The organism is Leucobacter coleopterorum (genome assembly GCF_011382985.1).
Lineage (GTDB): Bacteria > Actinomycetota > Actinomycetes > Actinomycetales > Microbacteriaceae > Leucobacter > Leucobacter coleopterorum.
Genome location: NZ_CP049933.1, coordinates 2824502 through 2848663, shown reverse-complemented (window position 1 = coordinate 2848663; position 24162 = coordinate 2824502). Strand labels below are relative to the sequence as shown.

Sequence of the window (24162 nt, the reverse complement as noted above, 5' to 3'; positions counted from 1 at the left end):
ACCTCGATTACCGCTGCAACTCCTGTACGATCCGCGCGCTCGCCTTCCCGTCCCGAAACTGGAAGGCCTCACGGATCCGATCCTGGTAGAGAGTGGGTGTTGCTTGGAGCAAAGCTTCGAGAGCCTCGACGGCCTCCGGATGCGACCTAACGACGGGGCCGAAGCCTTCGTTGCGGAAGGCGAAGGCCTGTGCGAGAGGGCTGTCCGGTGCGCCTAGAGTGGCCCCAGGATCCTCTTGCAGGTAGACGGTCGGGCGACCGAGGTAGGCCGCATCGCGCGCGTGAGGTGAGAAGTCGGTCAGGAGCACTGCCGAAGCTGCGATTGCTTCGAGGCAAGACCGAAGCCCTGAGACAACTTCGATGGTCTTTGGCGGTGAAAAGAGCGAGGACGGAACACCCTGTGGGAGTAGTAGTTTTGCCCTGCGACCCGTTCTTTCTATAAACTGACGCAACGATTCAGAGGCCAAGAAGGTTACCCAGGAACGCACGAAGGTTGTGTTCTGTATCTCCAGCAGGGACCCCGCCTCAATCGTGGATGGGTGAGGCAGTGAATGCGGCCAGTCTGGTGCGATAGCGATGTCGAACGGTGCTGTTCTAAGCCTTTCAAGGAGGTCGTGGCGCGGAAGTCCGGTGAGAACGACATCACTCGTGAGTAAGCTGGTGCGACTATAGCGCCCCGCAAGGCGGTCAAACTCAACGGAAGTCGAGACGGGCACAGATTCCGCATGATCCATGGCGGCTTGTCGGTACGCAAGCCTGTCTTGGGCTTGCTCCGGAAGAAGCACGATCCGCCAGGCTCTCGATATGTTCTGGCCGGGAAACGGGTCAAGAGCCAAGGCGCCAATTTGGGGAGTCACGACGAACTGGGCGGTTTGCATGGCTTCAAAGTGTGCTCTGGATCCCGCTGCCAGTACCCGGAACCCGGACTTTTCGAGCTGTGTGAACCGAGGAGAATCTTGCTCGGCAACAAAACATGCTCGTGCGCCTCGCCAGGCCCGGGCAGTTTCTTTATACAGAAGCTCGCACTGTAGGGTCTCGTGCTGTGTATCCGCGAGAAATACCCAGTTTGGTCCGCGCAAGAGTCCGGTTGCTTTGAGGCAGCGACGGAGTTTCGAGCTTGGTGGCACGACCTTCGGTGCGCTGCGGGGCCGCTTGGGCTGAACGACAAGCGGGGGTTCGAGACCCGATCGCGCTCGGATTTCGCTGGGGTTCAGCACGTTTCCGTTGAATTCGAGCGTGTACTCCTTCTCAAAGCACTCTAATCGAACCGGTGCGGGCGACGCGGCGCTGATACGAAAGACGTGTTGATAGATCCATACACCGCCAAGGAACTCCACGGTGCGGCTTTTCCAGTCGATGATGCCTCGCCGCCGTCCGCCCTCGCCAATATCCAACGGTTTGACGGGTGAGCTTGTGTACACGGCGACTTTGCGGGTTTTTGTGGCGGGGTGCCAGCTGAGGTGCTCGACGGGAGAAGAGGGAAGCTTTTCAACCGCCGCGAGCCATGCCATCCGAAACTCGATTGGGATCGCAAAAAGGTCGAAACGGCTGATGTTCTTGGTGCCGATACGGCGCAGATTTGCCTGAAGAAGCTCGCGGATGGTCGCTAGATCGCCTTTCGACACTAGATCGACTGGCGTGTTCAATCGACGATTTCGTCTGAACAGCATGAACACAAAGTAGAGCAGCAGATTTGCAAGCCAGGGCGGGCAGTCCTCCCCGGCCCGTTCAAGCATCTTCATGTGAGAGTTGGCAAACAGGGAAGCGTAACGAGCCATGTTTCCACTGTGCGTGGAAACGATGGAGGAACCGTCGGAGCGTCGCATGTAGAAGTAGCGAGCGCCCGGAACGATGACGTATCTCGCTTCGTTGCACAACAGGAAGTGTCCAATGAGATCAGTGTCAGACGATTGGAGGAGGCTTTCTTGAAATCGAAGGTCGTTGCTCTCGATAAGATCGCGTTTGAAGAACACCACTCCACCGAGAGTGTGGATGAGGCGCGGCTGTAGATTGAGATCGATGATGGAGGTGCCTGTGCCGGCATAGCGCGCATCCAAGGTGTGCCCTGTCTCCTCACCAGCAGGGTTGGAGAGAATCGCACGTGCGGCAAACATTGTTTCTTGGGGGAATTGATCACGAGCTGTTTCGATTGTGATCAGGTACTCCGAATCGAGTCTGTCATCGGGGTCGGGGTGTGAAACCCAGGCACCACGCGCATGCCCCAAGCCGATGTTTCGAGCAGAAGCAACCCCACCGTTTGGCTTGGACACGAGACGTACCGCGTAGTTACTCGTCTGCATCCACTCCCTCACGACTTCGTCAGACCCCTGAGGGCAGCCATCGTTCACAAAGATAAGTTCGTAGCCTGCGTGGTCGACATCCTGCTGTTCCAATGAATCGAGGAACGCTGGTAGGTATTTCTCTACCCTGTAGCAGGCAACGATGAGTGTGGTGTGCGGCCGCAGTAGGTCCCACTCAGCCTGTGGACGATTGAGCTCATGTGTGATGGTTTGCTGAATCACTTGGCGGTCTCGTGTTTCTGGCTCTGCGTAAGTTCGATTCCCACATCGTAAACTCGTTGAGCATTTTTGTGGTCAAGGTGAGAAAAGAAACGTTCGATGCGCTCCACGAAGCATGGCTCCAGAGTGCAACCCCGTTCTAGATTCTCCTGCAATTGATCGAGTAGCTCATCTTCGGTCGTCGCAACTGGTCCGAATGCGTCACGGTCGTAGCTGAATGAATCCTCGCGGTAGCGTGAGGGGATCTCGGGGGGTGAAAGTACACGAGGGGCTTACCCATGTGAGCAAAATCAAACTGCACACCCGAGTAGTCAGTGACCATGATGTTGGCCTGTGTCAAGAGCTGTTCGTAGCTCACGTCATCGGTAGCGGCGTGAATCTCAACCCGATCTGAAGTTGAGGAAAAGTCGCTGAGCTGAGACCCGACATTGGGATGGAGCAAAAACACGAGACGAAAATCGTAGTCGTGCAGCATCTGATGAAGTCGCGGATTGTTGATGAGTGAGTTGAACGTGTGGAAGTAGGGGGTTTGCCGGAACGCCCGATGCTCCTCGGCTGTCGCATTGCCACGCTGTGGTCGGTGTAGATTTGCTCTCCAAGTGGGAGCCAGCAAGATCGTTCGATTGGGTGACGAGTGTAGCCCATCGTAACGCGCGAAACCGGTCGACACAACCTGCTGTGTGGCATAGCCATAGTTCGGTGCTGTTAGGTTGCTGCGTTCCCCCTCGGAGACCACGCAGATTCGGTCGAACCCGGTATACCCAACGTTGAGTGCGAAATCGAGCTTATCGACCACCAGTCCGTGGTTCATATAGACCGTTCGCGAGTTGAGTAAGTCCCGAATTCCTTGGCTATGTTGCTGGAGACCAAAAGTGGCAGCAGGGCCGAGCCTGGTAGCAAACACAACCTCCGCATTCAGGTAGTGCAAGCGTTGCTTATCAGTGCCGAATGCAAGAAACGGCAAGCTAGAATCTCGGAAATGAGTAGCTAGGGTAGTTCCTGGCTGTAACACGTAGTGTTTCTCGATACCGTCGCGTTGGGTGACCGCATAGCGGAAGGCGTACTCGCCATTGTCGCCGCCTTTTACAATGCGATCTGCGTACATCCAGATTCGACGCTTCCTGAAGCTGGGCCGTGTCAAGAAATACTTGAGTCGCAACCTAGCTATTGCTCGATGCTCGGGGGTATTCAACATGCGGAGTGCAAGTTGCCTGCGTCCCTCCGCACGAGCGTGGCGCAGCTTTGAGTAGGGGGTGATCTGGACGCTGTTTTCTGCCGAGGAAGTGAGGATCGCCGTGCCTGGAATCGCCCAGTATGCGTGAGACTTGTGGCTGAGCTTTGAGATGGGACCGTTGAAATGAATGGGTAATGGTGGGGAGACTTCTCCCTTCGTCTCCAACCGGAACTCCAGACGACCGCATACCATGTGCAGAGGAACCCTTGCAGTGAATGTGCGGGCGCGGGCGAGCTTCTGGCCGTGCAAAATTGTGTCAGCGTAGCGACCCTGGTCGGTGAGAGCTTCGCTGTGCTCTCCGACGTGCAGGGTGAGGTCTCGAGAACCATAGGTGAACGTAGCTGGGAAACGTCCACGGATGGTGAGGAAGCCATCGTGCGCGTCCATCGAATCGATCGAGACGCGAATCTCAAACGGTCGCTCAAGCGTTTGACCCGCAAAGGTTGTGTAGGGACCGAGTTCGTCTGTGCCTTGGACCGGAACAAAACTCATGCGATGTTTTAACCGGAGCAAGAACAGATGTATCTGAATGGTAGTGAAGACGCGCCCGTTGTAGGCGGGGGTGGCCAGAGGAAACGATCCTCGATTCCTTGGAGTGCTTCACTAATTTGATCGCAATACTTTTCCCAATCAGGCGAATCTATCGTCAGTTTCTGCGTAGAGCCAGTATTGATTCTGTTTCTGACGGAAAGTAGGTAGACAAATATGCGTTGCAGGTAGAGTCGGGTATTGCCTAGTCCCCGTGCCTGCCTGAGAAGCTCCGTCCAATCGCGAAGAAAATCTGTATACCAGGAAATATCAAGGGTCTCGGCGCACTCGCTTGCGCGGTCTTCGAGTGGAGAAGGCGAGCTGACCCCCCGAGCACACCGAATCCACCGGTGATAGAGAGGGCAGCGGCGAACGCAAAGCCGGTCGTCTGAGCCGAAGGGTAGCGACGCAAGACCTCGGCGAGAACATCTGCTCGTACAAGAATCGGCGTGGATCCTACCCAGAGCGGAGCTTTTTCGCCCGCGATGATCACTTTAGAATCAGCCAGCTGCTCATTGAGATCGTAGGGGTAGGAGACCTCGGTGAAGACATGTAAGTCTTCACCGGAATTGCCAGTGAACGTGGAGAGAGCATCTTGCTCAAAAACCGTTCCGGAACGCACAAGACAGACGCGGCTGTCAGGATCGAGGTTCTTGAAGAGGTGCGACCCCTGCAGAGCATCGAGAGTGGTACCAGGAACGGCCAACACGTCCACTATGTTGTGGGACCCTGATAGCCCTCTCAGCGAGGTCTCGGTTGCGGACCGCTGATCCGCGTCGCCTGAGCCGAAGATGACGAAGCGGAGCGGCACCTTGGAACGCAGTCGTGGCCGCAGCGACTCTCCGCTCGCTGCGCGTTTGAAGCGGTCAGTAGAATCGGAACTGGTAGCTAACGCAGAGAGCACTTCGCGTGACCCGAATAGAGGATATCGGTGCACATCGATATCCTGGTGGGTCTCAATCTCATGGGGGAGTAACGTAAGTAGCTCGTGTGCAGCGCTATCACGAATCCAGGCTTCGGTACCGAGCAGATTCTGTCCCATGACATCTGGCAGCAAGAAATCCAGACTGGCTAAGAAGTCATCTCTACCTTGATCCAGGCTGCTGATCGCCGTAATGCCGGCAGCCTCGAGCTTGTTTTCGTAGGTTGCTGAGGCATCGTAAAACACGGTTTCGGCAACGTGTGGATCTGGGACGAGATCACGCAGAGTCTCGAAGTCCCAGTCTGCATTGTCTGCCCTAGCAGGAAGAGGAACCCCAACCTTCGGTAGTGTGCCGCGTGGGTCTGCAGGTCGGACAACGGGCTTTCTCGACGAAGGAGGAGCAGCGGGGCGGGGAATACGTTTCTCAATGAGCTCCGCTGACACACCCTGTGCACGCAACTGTGCCAAGAGCTTTGGCGAGAAGACGAGCCAGTGTGGTGTTGTTCCAAACCGTTCCCTAATTTCCTTTTCGCACCAAGAAATTGAGGGAATGCTTACTGATCCAGAACGGCGATTCGTCTCATCAAGTACGATCTTCACCCGGTCGACCGTGATCCCCATGGCTTCGCCGCTGGGTAGTGCACAAATATACTCTGGGTTGTCGATCACCAGTGTCTCGACGTGTGTGGTGTCGAGCCAGTTCATCCATCTGAAGGAACCTGACTCGACTCCCGCTGTCACCTCTGAGCGAACTCGAGCGCGTGCGAAGGAACTAAAACGAGGCCGCATGCCGTTGAGCAGTCCGACTGGCCCTTCCGAGCTAGGTAGAAGATCGTGTATGCGGCCGCTAGAAGCGCTGAAGGCCTCGATATTGATGTTCCAGTCCGACACAACCGCGGCGGATAACTTCGAAACACAGGATTCTCCACGCATTCGCGGAGAAGACCAGCAGATTGCGGGCCGCTCAGCCGAGAGTTTCCAGTCGGGTGTGGATTGGTTTTCAATAATGGTGTGGGCAGCGCGGAACTGGCGGAGGTAGCTTAGTCGATCGCCCGACATCCAAAGAGGGAAAAAATCTGAACGTGAGAGGGAGCCGAGAGTAAGTTGAACAAGACTTAGTGGCTCGTCAAGCATGACAATCGATTCAGATCCGAATGCACGTGTGAGACGCTCGGTGAACTCTGAGTCAGCTCCCTTACGCACTGCATCAAATGCCCCAAGGGTGTCAAGGACCGGTGCCGTGCGGAAGAGAAGCGAGGAAGCATTATTGCGATGGGGAAAGAACCCGAGATAAGTGAGTTTTCCGTTGCCGAGCACCCGCTGCGCACGCGATATGGAAGCTACTTCCGGGCCGCCGCGTAGCGGTAGAATCTGTAATTCGATGCGCTGAGGATGGGAGAGATCGTCAGCGTCTTGAAACGCAACGAATTCCCCTCTTGCCTCGAGCATTCCCGCATTCCTTGCGCGGTATGCTCCACCATTTTGCTCCAATGAGATCACTCGCACTCTAGGATCAGAGGCCGCAGCGGCACGGAGGAATTCGTGACCCTCTTGCGAGCGATCATCAACGATCAATACCTCGAGGTTCAACCAGGATTGCCGCGTCAACGAATTGATTGTGTTCAGGAACCCAGCGTTGGGATTGTAGGTGGGCACAATGATGGTAACGAGCTCTTGCTCGTCAACAGGAACCGCGGAGGGCGCAACCTCAGGCGACTCGATTGCGGAGAACAGATCATCCGGGCTCGTAATGTTCTCAGGCTGGAGTCGGTAGGGGCGAGACCGTGCTGTGTAAATGGTGAGTTGAAGGCCGACCACCACTCCTGGAATACCACAGTTGGATGGGTTGAATCGTTTGGGTTGATCCACTCGTCGCAGGTTCTCGGGCGAAGAAAATCTACTTCTCCCGCCCAGGCGACACCCTGGTTCAAATACGGGTACTTTGTGAGTTCAGTAAAGAGATCAAATGAACCGCTCATTGCCGCAATCTGTGCCGCGAATTTGAGTGCGCCTGACGCTCCTCCAGTGCCGAGCCGAGATTCTGGCAGCGCTTGCGTTAGCACGCGCGGCAAGAGTTTGAAATTTTGCTCTTCAGGTTCGAGCGTGCATGCTAGCAGCACAGCGCAGACGACGTGCGGTACACGCCATTCGAGTATTTGGCTGCGGGAACCATCTGTGGCCAGAGCTTCTCGGAGCTCTTCCCAATTGAGCTGGTGGTGCGTGGCTCTGCGCGCGAGTTGATTGAGTATTGCGGGCGAGCGCAAACGCGCGCCCAGTGAGAGCATCTTCCAAGGATCCACCCTGTTGAGCTTGAGAAACTCCTCTTCAGTCAGCTCATAAAAATGATCTGAATCGGAATGAGGCTGAAGCTCGTTTGCAGCTGGCGTGGTGCTGGACATGTGTCTGTAGGAGTTACCGTTCCGAGGAGTCTGAACCAGCCGGGTCGAGCAGCTGAGGGTCGCGCTGAGCTAGCTCAAAAATGACCCGCGCTGTAATGCGCTCGGGCATATGGCGTTCAATGCGATCAAGCCGTTCTGTGACGTCAGCTGGCGACTTGGCTGATAACTGTAGTGCGACCTCACCATTGTTGATCGCATCGCGCAGCTGGTAGATCGAAGAGAGTACCTTGCGCAGGAAAACGAGGATCACAAGTACACAACCGCCGACGGCGAACAGTACGGCAAGTATCGCAAAACGCAGCGGCGCGAACAGGCACACCGCTGCAGCTGCCAGCATGCACACCCCAACGAAAACGACCGTTGCGAGTTGGCGAGGAGAGAGTGACATTGAGAACTGCCTTGTAGTCAGGGCCGGATCACACAGTGACTGTGCGATCTGGCGCGTGAATGATTACAGTCGGTGGATGTTTGATCCCTCGAGGCTGTTGCGGGTGTCAAAGACCGGCAAGCCTGAGCCCACAAGCTTAGAGAGGTCGATGTCGGAGTGATCGGTCACCACGATAGCGATATCTGCTTCCGAGAGGACCTCGTCTGAGAGTTCGACCCGCTCGATACCCTTGGGCCAGCGGTGGTCTTCCACAAGGCTGTCAACACCAAGAACTGTTGCGTGGAAGCTGTTTAGGAGCTCGATGATGCGGAGCGCCGGAGACTCGCGAGAGTCTCCGGAATCTTTCTTGTAGGCCACGCCCACGACGATCACTTTTGCGCCCTTGAGAGCTTTGCCCTCGTCGTTCAAAATGTGCATGACCCGCTGCACAACGTGATCAGGCATGTGCTCATTCACATCGTTCGCCAATTCAACGAAGCGGAAGGAGCGGCCGAGCTCGGTGCGCACCTTCCAAGACAGGTAGCTCGGGTCGATGGGGAGGCAGTGACCTCCTACGCCGGGACCTGGAGTGAACTTCATGTAGCCAAACGGCTTTGTCGCTGCCGCATCGATTGCTTCCCAGACGTCTACGCCCAGCTCGTGCGCAAACACAGCGAGCTCATTAACGAGGGCAATGTTGACGTGGCGGAAAGTGTTCTCGAGTAGTTTGGCCATCTCGGCCTCGCGTGGAGTGCTGACCGGCACGGTCTGATCGACGAGGTCTGAAAACAAGCCGTTGATCTTCGCGAGCGAGGGGCATCGATGCCCGACACGATTTTCGGAGTCGTCTTGAAGCTGAAGTTCTGGTTGCCAGGATCGATGCGCTCAGGACTGTAGCCGACGTAGAAGTCGGATCCTGCAACGAGCCCGGATCCTGCCTCAAGCACCGGCACCAGCAGTTCTTGGGTGGTTCCGGGATAAGTCGTTGATTCAAGGATGACGGTTGCGCCGCGCGTAATGTAAGGGGCTAGCGAAGTGCCAGAGCTTTCGATGTAAGAAAGGTCAGGAAGTGAATCTTTTAGCGGGGTGGGTACCGTGATCACGGCAAAATCAAAGTTCGCCGCGAGCGCATAGTCATTGGTCGCCTGGTAACGGCTGGTGGCAATTACCGCCGCCAGCTGGTCGTGTGAAATGTCTTCGACGTACGACTCGCCCTGATTGAGGGCATCGATGCGACGTTGGTCGAAGTCAATTCCGACGACGTTGTAGCCCGCCTCGACGGCGCGGACGGCAAGGGGAAGACCGACATAGCCCTGGCCGATAACTACCAGTTTGGCTCCAGAAGAATTACTCACCGTGCCATTCTATGCGTTTCTTTGTGCAGACACTTGGAAGTGGCAGGGCGGACCTGTTTCGTACACCGCGTCGCCCCTGATTGGTAGATTGGCTAGGCAGACTGATGGAGTGGGGACGATGCTTGATAATGATGCCTGGGGCTTGCGAGCACCGCAGAACACGCTAATCGTGGCCTGTTATAAGGTCGAACGTTACCTTCCCGACTTTTTGGCCTCGCTCGACAATCAGACGGCGAATCACTCGGAGTACGAGCTCGTATTTGTGATTGATGGTTGCCCTGAAAACTCTGAGGCGATCGTGCGGGAGTGGATGCAGCACACGGATTACGCGGTGCGCCTCATCTCGAAACCGAACGGTGGGGTTGCCTCCGCTCGAAATGTGGGGCTCGACTCAGCGCGTGGTGAGTGGATTTCGTGTCCGGATCCTGATGACTGGCTTGCCCCGATTACCTCGCGCTTGTCGCGGGCGCGACCGCTCAGTTTCCCCAGGCTCAGATGCTCTCTGGGAGGGTTGCACTCAAAGACGCCGACGGTCACCCGCTGCCGCACCCCTTCGATTTTCGGTTCGACCGCGACGAACCTTACGAGGTGGATCTGGCACGGGAACCCGATCGTCTGCAAACCCCAGGTGGCACAGTTTTTTTGCGCCGCCAACTGATTGAGAGGCATCAGCTGCGCTTCGATGAGCAGCTTCCGCAGGCTTCCGACTCCGACTTCATCGCACGATATCTGTTGCTCACGCGCGCCGCCTACACGCTGGTGCCTCTGGCGGTCTACGAGTACCGCAGACGAGGTGACGGTTCGTCGATCGTTGATCAGCAGCAGCAGAATGTGACGCGGTACAAGCTTGTTTTCGGGCGCGCCCACAGAAGACTGCTTGAGCTGAGTGCACATGAAACGGGCAGTGACGACTGCCCGCAGTGGCTTGCGAACACCATTCTCTACTTCACCTTCTATTTGTTCAGGCGTAACCGAAGCGCGGATTCTCCGGTCTATGAGACGGATGCCGGAGTGCTCGCGGAGATTCGCGGAGCCCTGCAAAAAAACTTACGCAGCATCGGGGCCGCGCGGATCCGTGCGTTTCGACTACACGATGTACCGCTCGATATGCGAGCTGCCTGGTTAGCCGCTGCGCAGGGTGAATTGCGCTCCTCGCCCGTAGAGAGACTGGGAGTTGTTGCGAGTGAGAGCACCGCGTGCGTCTCGTTTGTTTCTTCGAATCTCTCGTTACCCAGGGGGCTGCGAATCGAGGGACGGCATCTCAGATCGTGGACTCTAAGGCGCGCAGTATCGAGTACCTTGGGGGGACCTGGGCGGTCGAGCACATCCTGCGATTGAACCCACCGCCCACCGCGGGTGCGAGCCTGATTGCAGACGGGCTTGCGTTCGAACTCGGGGGCGCGCCCTTGTTTGCCGACGAAATCCGGCACAAGCTGGGACAGGATCGACCAAGACTTCTTGATACAGATGGAGTTGAGGGGGCTGAGCGCCTAGACAACGATTCTCTGGGCGGCCGAGTCGGTGGCAAACTCGCACGCCTGCGCTACTCGCTACCGTTGCGGATCGCGGATGCTACGGGATACCTGCACCGGTTCAATGGTGCTGTCGTGTTTGAGATGACTGCGAAGGGCGGAGCTTCGCTGGAGCGCCTGCTGCGTGCGGGCATCGTGAGCCCCGCGGTCAACGCCTGGGCAGTTGCGGAAGCCGGGTCTGCGGCTTTCACCTCTCTGCGCCGCGCGGGGTTGCCCGCTGTGGCAGCTGGGAGCATCAGACACTTTCTGCTTTTGAAGCGGGCCCGCGCGGTTGTGAGTGTGAGCGTCGACAACCACCTGCCGTTCCCGGACAGGGTACTCGGGAAGAGTTGGAGCAACGTGTACCTGAATGACACCCCACTCGGTGCACGCGACTACTGGACTTTAAACCCGAGCCACGTCGACCTGATTGCGGCGGACAATGCTGAAGAGCGGCAGAGACTCTGCGGCGATGGTGGCTACTACAGGTTTTTTCCTGAGGAGACACTCCTGCTCACTGGTTATCGAGACCGCCTCATAGCGGGTGCGTTCTCCGCGGATGACTCGACGACACTGAACGGGATAGTCGATGCCCTGCCAGGGTAGGCTTGCGCAGAGACAAAGCGAACTGCGGCCGGAGGTTGGAACACCATGAGAGTAGTGGTGATCGGGATGTGAGCTGGCAGCGGGACTACCATCTCGGTGACGAAGCTATGACCGAGGTTGCCATCACGCAGCTGCAGCGTCGCGGAGCCGAGGTGACGCTCATCGCGGGGGACCCTGCGCTGTCGCGTGATTTTTATCACGTTGATACGGTGCCACAGTTCGGTTTTAGGACGCTGCCTAATCGTAAGAAGATGGAAGCGCGCTTCGCCGAGATCGTCGCAGCGCTGAACGATGACACGGCGATCCCGGACTATGCGGTTGAGACTCTTCGGTCGGTTGAAACCGCTGACGCGGTATTGATTGCTGGCGGCGGGAACCTCAATTCGAGCTGGGCGCACCACATCTTTGAGCGGCTGACGCTCAAGCGCATCGCGGAGGCTCGGGGTATTCCGCTGTATATCACGAGCCAGACAGTTGGCCCCGAACTGAACGACCTGGACCGCAAGCTGATGCGCGAGATGGCTGGTTACGCGAGGGTATTTGGTGCACGAGAGGCAACCACAACCGCTCTCATGCGCGAGGTCGCGGGGAGCGAAGCCTCCGTCGTGCACACACTCGACGATGCGGTTCTGCTTGAGCCCTCTGCGCTCTCACCGGAAACACTCGCGGATCTTGCGTTGCCGGAACGGTACCTAGTCGCCAGCTTCACGTTTCACTCGTGGTCTACTGCGCTCTCACAGCAGGACTACTACCGCAGGATTGCAGCGATCCTCGACGACATCGTGGCGCAGGGTGACGTGAACGTGCTTCTGCTGCCACATATGGGATCGCTTGATCCAAACACCCCACGCACACCCAAAAATGACGTCACCGGCCATGAACACATTGAGCGCTATTCTCAGAGCGGACGTGTGCGATCCGTCCCCATGATGTCGGCTAGGGATCTGCTTGCGGTAACGCAGGGGGCCCAGTTCACGGTATCCACCCGTTATCACCCTGTCGTGTTTGGTGCCGCGGTGGGAGTGCCCGCCGTTGGTATCGTGACGAGCTACTACTCGGCAATTCGTATGCGCGGCGCGCTCAGCAATGTAGGTATGGAACAGTTCGCGATTCCCTTCGAGGCGTGGCAGCCGCTGTTCGGTTCGCGCCTTATGGAGGCCATTGGAGCGCGTCTCGACACATTCCGCGCCCATAGCGTGGCGGCCGGGGCGCAAATGCGTGAGTATCAGGCACGCTGGTGGGACGGGATTGTTTCCGATATTGCGGGCTCAGGGGCTCCGCTTCTTGAAGATCACCCGCCTGCCGAGATACTGACCTGGGCTGACGAACGAACCACCGAGCTGCTGGCACTCGCCAGAGTGGCTCAAGAAGGGACCAACCTACAGCGCCTTGAGGCTCGCGCAGATAAAGCCGCGCGAGAGGAACAGCTACAGCAGCTTAGGGGCGAGTTCAGGGCCGAACTTGCTGAAATTCGACACCGGCTCCGCCCACCTGGTGCGGCGCTGAGGGATCGGATCCGGACGAAACTCCAGCGTCGGCGCTAGGCGCGCGACTAGAGAGGGACAGATGCAAAACACGAGTAGTTCTGCTGGGCAGCCGCTGCTGTCGGTCGTGGTGCCGGTTTACAACGTTGCCCAGTACTTCGACCAGTGCCTCGCCTCGGTGTTTGACCAGGGGTTTGCGCCTGGGGAACTCGAGGTCATTGTTGTCGACGATGGTTCAACGGACGGCTCAGGGCTTATCGCGGATAAGTGGGCAAGACGCCACGCAGAACTGCAGAGCGTGCGTCAGCCGAACAGCGGGCTTTCCGCAGCGCGAAACACAGGTCTTGACCTGGCCACCGGCACCTTCTTAACCTTTCTCGACTCAGACGACATCATTCCCTCGGGAGCTTACCGACGCATGATTGACGTGCTGCGGCAGACAGGGTCTGACTTCATCACCGCGGCACCCTTTCGGTTTGCGGGGTGGGATCGGCACGCGAAACCCTTTGCGCGCAGCGCCGATCTCTACCATGAGTCGCGGCGAGCGGTCACACTCGAGCAGCATCCCGAGTATCTGCGCGACTTTGCTGCGTGGAACAAAATCTATCGACGCGAGTTCTTTGTAGAGAGCGAAGTGCGCTTTCCCGAGGGGCGCATTTACGAAGAGATCGCCACGAGCCCAATCCTCTACAGCAAGGCCAAAGCTTTTGACGTGTTCGCCGAGGCCGGCTATTTCTGGCGCATGACACCGGGCAGCATCACTCAAACGATCAAGCCCGTGAAAGCACACGACCGGCTGGCGGCACTTGCGCACATTCAGCACTATTTCAAGGAGCGCGGATCCTCACCCCGTTTGCAGGACGAACTCGGGTTTGCGATTGTCGACTACAACCTGCGCTGGACCTTTCTTGAGTACTTTCAGCTCGATGAAGAGACGCAGCGTTATATCGCGGAGAAGTCGCGAGAGGTTCTTGCGTCTGTGCCCGATGAGACCATCACCCGGGTGCAATCACCGCTGAGTGATTGGGCGATGCTGGCAAAGCGTGGCGACGCCGCGGGGCTCGACAGTGCGCTGCGCACCTCGCAGCATGAGAATCTGCCAGATATTCCGCCCGGCTCAACCGCCGCCGTTCAATCTCAGTCCTTGCCGCGACAGAGTCTGCGCGATCGCATACGTGACTCACGTCGACTCCCCGATTCCGCGCGCCGACTGCGAAACTTCTTCGTGTATCTGGCCCTCCGACCCGTTCTGTTTCGGATGCCACTACTCGAAAACACTGCGGTGTTCTCAAACTACTGGGGCCAGAAGTTCTCGCTTTCAGACGGGCCGGCGGCAGTCTGCATTGAGCTCAATCGTTCGAACCCCTCGATGCGGAGTATCGTGTTCGCGACACGAAACGATCAGCGCCGTATTCGCGCGAGGGTGAGAGAGCTCGCGGCGGATCCTCGCAGGATCAAGGTGGTTCGCAACACGAGCTTCGCCTACTACTGGTACATCTGGCGAGCGAAGTACCTTTTTAACGACGCCAACTTTCAGCTCGCCTTCCGTGTCGATAAGTTCACCGGCAAGCGGCCAGGGCAAATCGAGGTGCAGACGACACACGGGATCCCGATCAAAAAGATGGGGATCGACTCGGAGGCTGCAATCGATCTCGCCGAACGGAAGGTCTTTCTCGCGCGCAGTCAGCGCTGTGACTATCTCGTGTCGACGAGCCCGCTCGTCGCAGAGACATACGCACACTCCTTCGGCATAGAGCCGCGGGTGCTGCAGGCCGGGTTGCCGCAGCACGACGTGCTCTTTACACCGCCGGATGCGCAGGAACTGCTGCGGATCCGTAAGAAGTATGGCCTGGACCCCCAAAAGCGAATCGCCGTGTATGCGCCGACGTTCCGCAACGCCGACGGATCCGTCTTTCCCTGCCTGCTCGATCTCCACATGATGCAGGATCAGCTCGGCGACGAGTACCAGCTCGTCATGAAGGTGCACCCCTTCAACCACACCCAGCTTGGCCTGATCGACTTCCGGGAGCTGACCGATTTTGCTCAGGATCCCGTTCCCTCCCCGTTCGTGAAGTTGATGGGTGAGGTTCGCTTGGATCCCAGCTACGTTGCTGCGACACTGGATTACGAAGCATCGCGATCCCGCGACACTGTTCGTAAAGTCGACGGTTCTATCAACGAACTGATGTTTGTGGCGGACGTGGTGATCTCTGACTACTCCTCGCTCATGTTTGGCTACACACATCTGCGCAAACCGCTGGTGCTGTTTACGCCAGACATCGACCACTACAACGCAACCCGCGGCAGCTACTACAACGTCGACGAGATTGCTCCCGGAGCCGTTACCAAAACGACCGAGCAGGTCATTGAGGCTATTCGTTTGAGCTCGGATGCGGATTCGTGGAACGAACGTTTCGACGTGAAGCGGAACGTGTTCACTGAACGATTTTTGGAGTGGGACCGAGGCGATGCATCGCGCAAGGTTCTCGCTGCACTCGGATTGATGACTGGCACAGAAAGTGAATAGCCCAGAAAAACAGTTATTGCTTTCGGTTGTGGTGCCTGTGTACAACGTTGCCCAGTACCTCGACCAGTGCCTTGCCTCTGTGTTTCAGCAGGGAATGAGCGCGGGCGAGTTCGAAGTCATCGTAGTTGATGATGGTTCTACAGACGGTTCGGCGCTCATTGCCGAGAAGTGGGCGGGCCGCCAACCCGAAGTCCAGATTGTGAGTAGAACGAACGGGGGTCTTTCTGCAGCGCGAAACACGGGACTTGACGCGGCAAAAGGCCAATACTTGACGTTTCTTGATTCAGATGACATCGTGCCTGACGGAGTTTACGCGCGCATGCTTGAGGTGCTGTCTCAGTCAGGTTCTGACTTCATTACAGCGGCACCGTACCGGTTTTCTGCACGAAACCGTCACGCGAAACCATTTGTGCGAAGCGAAGATCTATTTCAAGAGTCGAGGCGAGGACTGACGCTTGACGAGCACCCAGAGTATCTGCGTGACTTCACCGCGTGGAACAAAATCTATCGACGTGACTTTTTTGTCGGCAGTGGCGTCAGGTTTCCGGAGGGGCGCATCTTTGAAGACGTCGCAACCACCCCCATTCTCTACGACAAAGCCTCGGCATTTGACGTGTTGGCGGAGGCAGGGTATTTCTGGCGCAGAACCCCCGGCAGCATCACGCAGTCGCTCAGTCCGACCAAAGCACACGATCGACTGTGGGCACTTGCGCATATTCAGGGGCACTTCGCGGCGCGCGGATCCTCGACTCGTTTGAATGAGGAGCTTGGGTTTGCGATCGTGGACTACAACCTGCGGCGCATATTTTTTGAGTATCCGAAGCACGATGCGGAGACACAGCGCTACATCGCTGAAGAAGTGCACAAGATTCTAGGACCCGTGTCAGATGAGGCGATTGCTCGGGTGCCTTCCCCTATCGCTGAGTGGGCAATGGTGGCGAAGCATGATGATGCGGCTGCCCTTGAGCAAGCTTTGCAGGCACCAACACACCGGGGACCACAGCGGCGGGCACGTCGCTGGCCAGCGATGAAACGAAGCATTCGAAATGCGCTGGTGTATCTGGTGCTTCGGCCAGCTTTACTTTGGCTTCCGGTGATGAAAAAGACGGCGGTGTTTTCGTCCTACTGGGGAAAGAGTTTTTCACCATCGTTTGGCCCGCCTGCCATCTGTCTCGAGCTGAACCGACAGAACCCGCGGTTTAGAAGTGTGGTGTTTGCGACGGGCGCTGAACAAGAGCGTATTCAAGCGGAAGTGTCTCGCTTGGCTGAGCACCCACACCGGATTCGGGTGGTGCGTAACACCAGCCTCGCCTATTACTGCTACCTGTGGAGGGCGAAGTACCTCTTTAACGACGTGAACTTTCAGCTTGGGTTTCGAACCAATCAGTGTACGCAAAAGCGGCGCGGTCAGGTTGAAGTGCAGGTCACTCACGGCATTCCCATTAAGAAGATGGGTCTCGACTCCGAGTTTGCCGTTTCGGCGAAAGGGAGAGCCGCCTTTCTGGCACGCGCGAGCCGCTACGACTACCTTGTTTCAACGAGTCCGTTCGTCGCTGAGACCTTCATGAAATCACACGCGGTAAACGTGCGGGTTCTTGCGACTGGTTTGCCGCAGCACGATGCGCTCGTGACGCCCTCTCAGAGGGATCAGTCGGCTGCGATACGGCAACGGTACGGACTCGACCCCGAAAAGCGGATCGTGCTGTACGCGCCGACCTTTCGCAACAAGAAGGGTTCGCGGTTTCCCTGCCTGCTCGATGTGCGGGAGATGCAGCGGCAGTTGGGTGACGAGTATCAGTTCGTCATGAAGGTGCACCCCTTCAATCACACTCAGATGGCCCTGATCGACTTCCAAGAGCTGACCGATTTTGCGTCGGATCCTGTTTCTTCCCCATTTGTGAAGCTCATGGGAGAGGTTCGTGTTAATCCCGCTTACATTCCCGCCACGTTGGAATCCGAGGCATCGCGATCCCGAGCCACTGTTCGCAAAATCGGCGGGTCCATCAACGAACTGTTGTCTGTGTCCGACGTTGTGGTCTCTGACTACTCGTCGCTGATGTTTGGCTACACGCATCTTCGCAAACCGCTGGTACTGTTTACGCCAGACATCGAGCATTACAACGCAACCCGGGGCAGCTACTTCAATGTCGATGAAGTCGCACCTGGAGCGGTCGCCAAGACGACCGAAGAGCTCATCGAGGCTATTCGGCTGAGCTCAGACCTTGAGTCTTGGCATAATCGCTACGAGCCGAAACGGCAAGAGTTTGTTGAGCGTTTCCTACTCTGGGAACAGGGTGAAGCCTCACGCAAGATCCTTGAGCAGCTTGGGTTGGCCAATTTCGCAGCGTAGTGTCACGCTGTTTCGTTAACGAAGTCGATCTCTTCCGTTTCAGGTCTGAAGTAAGCGGTTCCGTTCTGAAACCGCAGTGCCCGAAGGCCCTCTTGGTCCATCACCTGGATCTTGCCAACCAGAAAACCCCACTCGCCCGCGGGGCCTCCGGCGGCGGCGTATGCCCGCTGGAAGGCGCCGTTGCGAAGGCCCTGGCTCACACGGAGCTCATTCGAGGTGACGACGAGACCGGTGACACACTCCTGTATCAGACCGCCGCCGTTCTCTTCAACTACCGCGGGAGCCCCCAAAGGAGCTCCGTAGGCGTCAGGGTGATTACGCATGAAGCGCTCGTGCGATTCCGCTGCGACAAAGGGACGTTTTGAACCGCGCTGTAGACGGCGATCCGAATCACTGACGCTACTCTCGTGCATCTCGATGGCTTCTTCGATAGGACCGTCGAACACTAACTTGCCTTGCTGTAGCACAATTCCACGATCGCAGAGCTGCCGAACCTGAGACGTGCTGTGGCTGACGATAAACATCGTTTTGCCGTGGGACCGCATCTCGAGCATGCGCGCGGTGCACTTTTTACGGAAGGCGGCATCGCCGACCGACAGCACCTCGTCGACGAGCAAAACGTCTTGCTCCGTGTGCGCCGCCACCGAGAAGCCGAGCCTTGAGTACATACCCGACGAGTACTGCTTGACCTCGGTGTCAATAAACTCACCGAGTTCAGAGAATTCGTGAATGTCTTCGAAACGAGCGTCGGTCTCTTCTTTTGACATGCCAAGGATCGCGGCATTCAGATAGACGTTCTCGCGCCCGGTCAGGTTCGGGTTGAAGCCCGCACCCACCTCGAGTAGACCCGCGACACGTCCGCGGATCCGGATCCATCCCGTGTCTGGGCGCAGCACGCCAGAAATCATCTTCAGGGTTGTTGACTTACCAGACCCGTTGCGGCCCATGACTGCGACGGACTGTCCCGCCGGCACCTCAAAACTGACGTGATTGACTGCCTGGAACTGTGTGGTGGTTTCTTCTCCGCGCAATTTTGACACAAACGCCTCTTTGAACGAGTTTGCGTGCTTGATCTTGAAGCTCTTGCTCACGTCGTGAACGACGATGGCGGGCTTTTCGCTCGAAGTATTCCCACTGTTGGGGCTAGAGGTGCTGGGCAAAGTTCCCCTCCATCTTGCGGAACGTCAACTGACCAATCAGCAACGTAATAAGTGCAATAACTAGCGCGATAAGCGCGTTGAGCATGACGTGTTCGGGGCGCGGACTGTTCGGTTCGAGTGGAAGCCAGAACACACTGTGAATCAGTTCTACCGCCGCTGTAACCGGATTCGACATGTAAATCTGAAACAACCAGTTGGGGGCATGATCGTAGACCTTTTCCCAGGTGTAGAGCACCGGAGAGGCCCAAGTCGCAAACATGAGGATCAGATCGACCACGTTGCGCGAATCACGGTAGGCAACGTTGATGGCACCGAAGAATAGGCCGAGACCGAGGCAAAACGTGAGCACAGTAACGAGGGCGAGAATCAGCGCGACAACCTGCATCCAGGTAACTGTCCAGCCGAGAAAGAGCACAATAACGAACAAGACTGCGAGCTGGGGCAGAAAGTGTACAAAGCTGCCCCCGATCGCGGAGAGCGGGAAGAGTTCGCGGGGAAGGTAGATTTTTTTGACGAGCGAAGCATTGTCGGTGATCGCCGAGGTGGTGTTTCGCAGCGACTCACTGAAGAGATTGACGACGATAATGCCTGAGAAGAGGTAGATCGGAAAGTACTCCATCCCGCGGGTCATGCCAAAGATGACGCCGATCACAACGAAGTACATCAAGAACTGTGCCGCCGGCCGCACGTACGACCAAATCCAGCCGAGCGCGGAACCATAGTACCGGGTCGTGATGCCCTTCTTGAGCAGGAGCGTCAGCAGATAGCGGTGCCGGAGCGCATCCCACAAACCAAGATTCTTGCCTGGAGTGCGATACTCAGGGTCAGTAAGCGCTGCTTGATAACTCACAACGGGCAATCCTACTTCCAATATCTGGGTGGGGTTTACAGGGCGTACGGGGTGCGCTTCGCTGCGTGAGTGTTCGCCTAATTGATGAGTGGCACGAGCTCGCGCTCCAGCCACCCGGTGAACGACTTTGCGAACATGCCGGTGAGGTGGTTAGCATCTGAATAGACGATAAGATCACCAGTAACCATGTGGCAGGTGCCATCGGGGCAGACGACCTGGTGCAGGTCGAGCACATCCAATTCGAGCTCCAATGCAGCGGTTGTCAACCAGTCGAGGTCCTTTGTGTCGGGCCACGAGCACGCATCATCAACCACTCCCTGCGCGGTGAGGCACTCTGGCCCTTTGAAGACCTTGCCGTCGGGTCCGAGCACTCCTACTGTGGGGGTGTCCCGGGCGACAATGACCTGTTTGCCGGCATCGCGCAGCCTTGCAAGTGCGGGTTGAGCATCCGTGCGCTCCGCGGGAACGCGGTCGGCACGCGCTATAACCAGCACCACGTCGATGTCTGGGTCGGCCTCAATGGAATCGAGGAGCTGCTTGCTCCATTCGGTGCAGCGAATCTCGTCTTCGTCATCGTCGGCAGCCGGAGTGACAAACAGCTCGCAGGCGGTACGACTTTCCAGCCTAAAGTTCCATCCCTCTTGGGTTGCGATGGTCTGCAGCGGGGCCATGAACTGATCGGCATGGGAATCTCCGATGAGTAGAACGTTCTTGCCGTCCCCGGGGAAGTGGCAGGAGCGCTCCGCAAAGTTACCGACCCTCTGTTGTGTGCAATTTTCTTTGCCAACACCCTCCGTAAACCAGCGACGCGGTGTGTCTTCTTGTGCGAAGGTTGGATCAATCAGGGCCTCGTCATACCGGTACGGGTCTGGGCACTTGTTGAGGATCGCCCACGCCCCCACACACAAACCCGTGGTCTGTTCGCCCTGCATGTTCTCGTTGTTGAGGAGTGATTCGATCTCGGTTTGTCGTTTTTTTACGTCGTGTTGGATCGCGACACTCGACCCTGCACACACCCCGATAATCGCGGCAACCGCGACTACCATCAGCCCAAACGTCACGCTGCGCCGCTTAAGCATCCCGGGAGCTTTCCGGATTGGGTCTTCCACAACCTTCAACGTCACCCACGCCAACCCGACCGTGACCGGCACCACGAGCAGCGCGCGCCGCCACCCCCACCCAGCCGCTGGAAACACGGCCGTGACCGCAAGGATCAACGGCCAGTGCCACAGATAGACCGAGTACGACGTGTCGCCCAAAAACTGAACAACACGGTTATGCGTGAGACGCTGCGGCGCGAACTGCCAACTCCCGTCGTCACTGTCACCGCACCAGATCAGAATCGCGGTCGCGGTCACCGGGATCAGCGCGATCGCGCCTGGGAACGGGGTCGTGGCTCCAAACAGGAACGCGCACGCTGTGATCACAGCCAACGCGATGAGGCTGAGGAGCCCACGAAGAGCCGGGAGGATCCTGGCCGCTGGGATCATTGCGACGAGTCCACCCAACGCGAATTCCCACGCCCGTGTGGTCGTCACGAAATACGCGGAGGGTTGCGACCGCATCGTTTCGAACACCGAAAACCCGAGCGACAGTACGCCAACGAGAATGAGGGCGGAAAGAATGAAGCGGCGTTGGGGTTTCTTGGCGAGCGCGGCGATCCCGATCACGAGCGCGATCAGGAGGGGCCAGACGAGGTAGAACTGTTCCTCGATCGAGAGTGACCAGTAGTGCTGGACCAGGGTGGGTGGGAACTCGGAGTTGAGGTAATCGACGGAGTTCGCGGCGAGGCGCCAGTTTAGGATGTAGCTGGCGGCGTAGCCGATATCGCCATAGTTTTGGATGCGGGTGTTCGCGGGCATCACGGTCATCGTGAGGATGATTGATGCGACGAGTACGAGGAGAGATGCGGGGAGGAGGCGTCTGACACGTTTCGCCCAGAACTCGGTGACGCGTATCCGGCCGCGGGTTTCGACCTCGCGGAGGAGGTGTCCGGTGATGAGGAAGCCACTAATTACGAAGAAGATATCGACACCGATGTAGCCGCCAGGGACATGGGTGGGGAAGAGATGGAACACCACGACCAACACGACCGCGAGGGCACGCAAGCCCTGAATATCCAAACGCAGGCGTTTAGGGGCTGTCGGATGGGTCTGAGTCGCGGGGCGGTCCAGAAGCTTCAAAACTGTTTCCTTAATTGACGCACAGACGACTTCAGCCAGTGGCAGTGGCGATCCTGCTCTATGACCTTAATAGTGTAACCGTGAACCCAGACGAGAAAGCTTATGCCCGACTGCCCTCGAGCAGAATTCCATCGAGATACGCGCCATAGCCGCTCTTGCGCAGAGGCGCGGCGAGCTCAGCAAGATCTGCGTCGCTCACCCAGCCGTTTCGCCACGCGATTTCTTCGAGACACCCGATCTTGAAGCCTTGGCGATCCTCAATGACGCGTACATATTCTGAGGCCTGCATCATTGATTCGACCGTGCCCGTATCGAGCCAGGCGGTGCCGCGGTCGAGGGTTTGTACGTGCAGCTTGCCCGCGTTCAGGTACTCCTCGTTGACCGTCGAAATCTCGAGCTCGCCTCTGGCGCTCGGTTTGATGGAGCTGGCGATTTTCACCACGTCGTTGTCGTAGAAGTACAGGCCGGGAACGGCGAAGTTGCTCTTTGGGTTCTCTGGCTTTTCTTCGATCGATAGTGCGCGCATCTCAGCGTCGAACTCAACCACACCGTAAGCCTTAGGGTTCGCAACATGGTAAGCAAACACGACAGCACCTTCAACATCGGTGTGTTTGCGCAAGTTGGATCCGAGCCCCGTGCCGTGGAAGATGTTGTCGCCGAGCACAAGTGCGACACTGTCGTCGCCAATGAACTCTTCGCCAATAGTGAAGGCCTGAGCGAGCCCCTCTGGCTTTGGCTGCACGGCATATTCAAGCCGCATGCCTAGCTGCGAGCCGTCGCCTAACAGTGCGCGGAACTGTTCGTTATGTTCGGGGGTTGTGATGATGAGTATCTCGCGGATCCCAGCCATCATAAGCGTCGAAAGCGGGTAATAAATCATCGGCTTATCGAAGATTGGCATCAGCTGTTTAGATATGCCCTTGGTGATCGGCCAAAGCCGGGTGCCTGATCCGCCGGCGAGAACAATGCCCTTCACGCGTACCACTGCCTTTCGTTGTGTTGCCCAACAGCTTATTCCACGATGCCTGTTCCCCGCTGGTGTAGACATCATAGGGAACAGAGGACTTCAGTTTGCTTCCGTTTCGAGGCAGATCGCTAACGGCTGAGCCAGATACACTTGGGGGCGCTCGTACCGCACTGGCATTCCAAAAACCCGGAGGAAACCCGTGACCCGCAAGATTCTTGTGACCGGAGGCGCTGGCTTCATCGGCTCCAACTTCGTACACTACCTCGTCGCTAATACCAATGACGTGGTGACGGTGCTCGACAAGTTCACCTACGCCGGCAATGAGGCCTCGCTCGCTGGCCTGCCAGCGGATCGCGTGCGTGTGGTTCGCGGCGACATCTGCGACGCCGAGCTGGTCAACGAGCTGGTCGCGGCGACCGACGTGGTGGTGCACTACGCGGCCGAGTCACACAACGATAATTCGCTGCAGAACCCCGCCCCTTCCTCGACACCAATATCGTCGGCACCTACACGCTCCTCGAGGCCGTTCGTCGCCACGAGAAGCGCTACCATCACATCTCGACTGACGAGGTCTACGGCGACCTCGAACTCGACGATCCACAGCGCTTCACTGAGCAAACCCCTTACCACCCGTCGAGCCCCTACTCGTCAACGAAAGCAGGCTCCGACCTGCTCGTCCAGGCCTGGGTGCGCTCTTTCAGCCTGCAGGCCACCATCTCGAACTGCTCGAACAACTACGGCCCGCGCCAGCACGTCGAGAAGTTCATCCCGCGGCAAATCACCAACGTGATCGACGGCCAGCGCCCCAAGCTCTACGGCGAGGGTCTCAACGTGCGCGACTGGATTCACGCCGACGACCACTCCTCCGCGGTGCTGCGCATCGTCGAGGCCGGGCGCATAGGCGAGACCTACTTGATCGGTGCCGACGGCGAGAAGAACAACCTTGAGGTGTTGCGGTTGATCCTGCAGGCCATGGGCCAGCCCGCCAACGCCTTCGACCACGTCGTCGACCGCCCGGGCCACGACCTGCGCTACGCGATCGATTCAACCAAACTGCGCACGGAACTCGGCTGGCAGCCATCGTTCCCAGATTTCGAGCGCGGGATCGTCGCGACCATCGACTGGTACAGAGCGAATGAAGCGTGGTGGCGACCTCAGAAGGCTGCCACCGAGGCCAAGTACCGTGAACAGGGGCAGTAAA

General features: G+C 57.6%; 17 protein-coding genes and 1 pseudogene. 7 read left to right on the top strand and 11 right to left on the bottom strand.

Annotated elements, in window-relative coordinates; all coding sequences use genetic code 11:
• Positions 1-7 precede the first annotated feature (7 nt).
• The 7 genes from G7066_RS13335 to G7066_RS16530 all read right to left on the bottom strand — a co-directional run bounded on the left by G7066_RS13335 (position 8) and on the right by G7066_RS16530 (position 9323).
• A complete protein-coding gene (locus G7066_RS13335; RefSeq protein WP_166331550.1) occupies positions 8-2521 on the bottom strand; it encodes a bifunctional glycosyltransferase/CDP-glycerol:glycerophosphate glycerophosphotransferase in 2514 nt (837 codons plus the stop codon).
• Positions 2518-2763 carry a CDP-glycerol glycerophosphotransferase family protein gene (locus G7066_RS18020; RefSeq protein WP_166332081.1) on the bottom strand — a complete coding sequence of 82 codons (246 nt, stop codon included), beginning with the start codon at positions 2761-2763 and terminating at the stop codon, positions 2518-2520. The genes G7066_RS13335 and G7066_RS18020 overlap by 4 nt, the downstream gene beginning before the upstream one ends.
• Positions 2658-4244 (bottom strand): CDP-glycerol glycerophosphotransferase family protein, encoded by a 1587-nt coding sequence (locus tag G7066_RS13325; RefSeq protein WP_166331549.1) that lies wholly within the window; start codon positions 4242-4244, stop codon positions 2658-2660. Before G7066_RS13325 ends, G7066_RS18020 begins: the two co-directional genes overlap by 106 nt.
• 241 nt (positions 4245-4485) lie before the next feature.
• A complete protein-coding gene (locus G7066_RS13320) occupies positions 4486-7020 on the bottom strand; it encodes a glycosyltransferase family 2 protein (protein WP_166331548.1) in 2535 nt (844 codons plus the stop codon).
• A 594-nt stretch (positions 7021-7614) separates the two neighbouring features.
• Complete coding sequence (locus tag G7066_RS13315; protein WP_166331547.1) at positions 7615-7989, bottom strand: hypothetical protein; 375 nt, start codon at positions 7987-7989, stop codon at positions 7615-7617.
• A 63-nt stretch (positions 7990-8052) separates the two neighbouring features.
• Positions 8053-8733 (bottom strand): nucleotide sugar dehydrogenase, encoded by a 681-nt coding sequence (locus tag G7066_RS16535; RefSeq protein WP_244303012.1) that lies wholly within the window; start codon positions 8731-8733, stop codon positions 8053-8055.
• The gene (locus tag G7066_RS16530; RefSeq protein ID WP_244303011.1) at positions 8616-9323 is read right to left on the bottom strand and encodes a nucleotide sugar dehydrogenase; all 708 of its coding nucleotides are present in this window, start codon (positions 9321-9323) and stop codon (positions 8616-8618) included. The genes G7066_RS16535 and G7066_RS16530 overlap by 118 nt, the downstream gene beginning before the upstream one ends.
• 118 nt (positions 9324-9441) lie before the next feature.
• Here G7066_RS16530 and G7066_RS18015 point away from each other — a divergent pair, with 118 nt between their 5' ends.
• From G7066_RS18015 to G7066_RS13280, 6 genes are all read left to right on the top strand, one after another.
• On the top strand, positions 9442-9981 hold the full coding sequence (locus G7066_RS18015; protein WP_166331546.1) for a glycosyltransferase family 2 protein: 540 nt from the start codon (positions 9442-9444) through the stop codon (positions 9979-9981).
• Complete coding sequence (locus G7066_RS18010; RefSeq protein ID WP_166331545.1) at positions 9966-10661, top strand: hypothetical protein; 696 nt, start codon at positions 9966-9968, stop codon at positions 10659-10661. Before G7066_RS18015 ends, G7066_RS18010 begins: the two co-directional genes overlap by 16 nt.
• Positions 10592-11440, top strand: coding sequence for a hypothetical protein (locus G7066_RS13295; RefSeq protein ID WP_166328082.1), 849 nt, complete (start codon positions 10592-10594; stop codon positions 11438-11440). The genes G7066_RS18010 and G7066_RS13295 overlap by 70 nt, the downstream gene beginning before the upstream one ends.
• 68 nt (positions 11441-11508) lie before the next feature.
• Entirely contained in the window at positions 11509-12984 is a 1476-nt protein-coding gene (locus G7066_RS13290; protein WP_166331544.1) for a polysaccharide pyruvyl transferase family protein, read from the top strand.
• Between the two features lie 22 nt (positions 12985-13006).
• Positions 13007-15451, top strand: coding sequence for a bifunctional glycosyltransferase/CDP-glycerol:glycerophosphate glycerophosphotransferase (locus tag G7066_RS13285; RefSeq protein WP_166331543.1), 2445 nt, complete (start codon positions 13007-13009; stop codon positions 15449-15451).
• A complete protein-coding gene (locus G7066_RS13280; RefSeq protein WP_166331542.1) occupies positions 15444-17801 on the top strand; it encodes a bifunctional glycosyltransferase/CDP-glycerol:glycerophosphate glycerophosphotransferase in 2358 nt (785 codons plus the stop codon). Before G7066_RS13285 ends, G7066_RS13280 begins: the two co-directional genes overlap by 8 nt.
• 2 nt (positions 17802-17803) lie before the next feature.
• Here G7066_RS13280 and G7066_RS13275 read toward each other — a convergent pair whose 3' ends face one another.
• The 4 genes from G7066_RS13275 to rfbA form a co-directional block, all read right to left on the bottom strand.
• A complete protein-coding gene (locus G7066_RS13275) occupies positions 17804-18892 on the bottom strand; it encodes an ABC transporter ATP-binding protein (protein ID WP_244303009.1) in 1089 nt (362 codons plus the stop codon).
• A 52-nt stretch (positions 18893-18944) separates the two neighbouring features.
• A complete protein-coding gene (locus G7066_RS13270; protein ID WP_166331540.1) occupies positions 18945-19811 on the bottom strand; it encodes an ABC transporter permease in 867 nt (288 codons plus the stop codon).
• Positions 19812-19888: 77 nt separating this feature from the next.
• Positions 19889-21994, bottom strand: a complete 2106-nt coding sequence (locus G7066_RS13265) for an acyltransferase family protein (protein ID WP_166331539.1) — start codon at positions 21992-21994, stop codon at positions 19889-19891.
• 100 nt (positions 21995-22094) lie between these two features.
• Positions 22095-22970 (bottom strand): glucose-1-phosphate thymidylyltransferase RfbA, encoded by an 876-nt coding sequence (gene rfbA, locus G7066_RS13260; RefSeq protein ID WP_166331538.1) that lies wholly within the window; start codon positions 22968-22970, stop codon positions 22095-22097.
• Positions 22971-23160: 190 nt separating this feature from the next.
• Here rfbA and rfbB point away from each other — a divergent pair.
• Positions 23161-24161, top strand: a pseudogene (gene rfbB / locus G7066_RS13255) (dTDP-glucose 4,6-dehydratase).
• Position 24162: the final 1 nt, after the last annotated feature.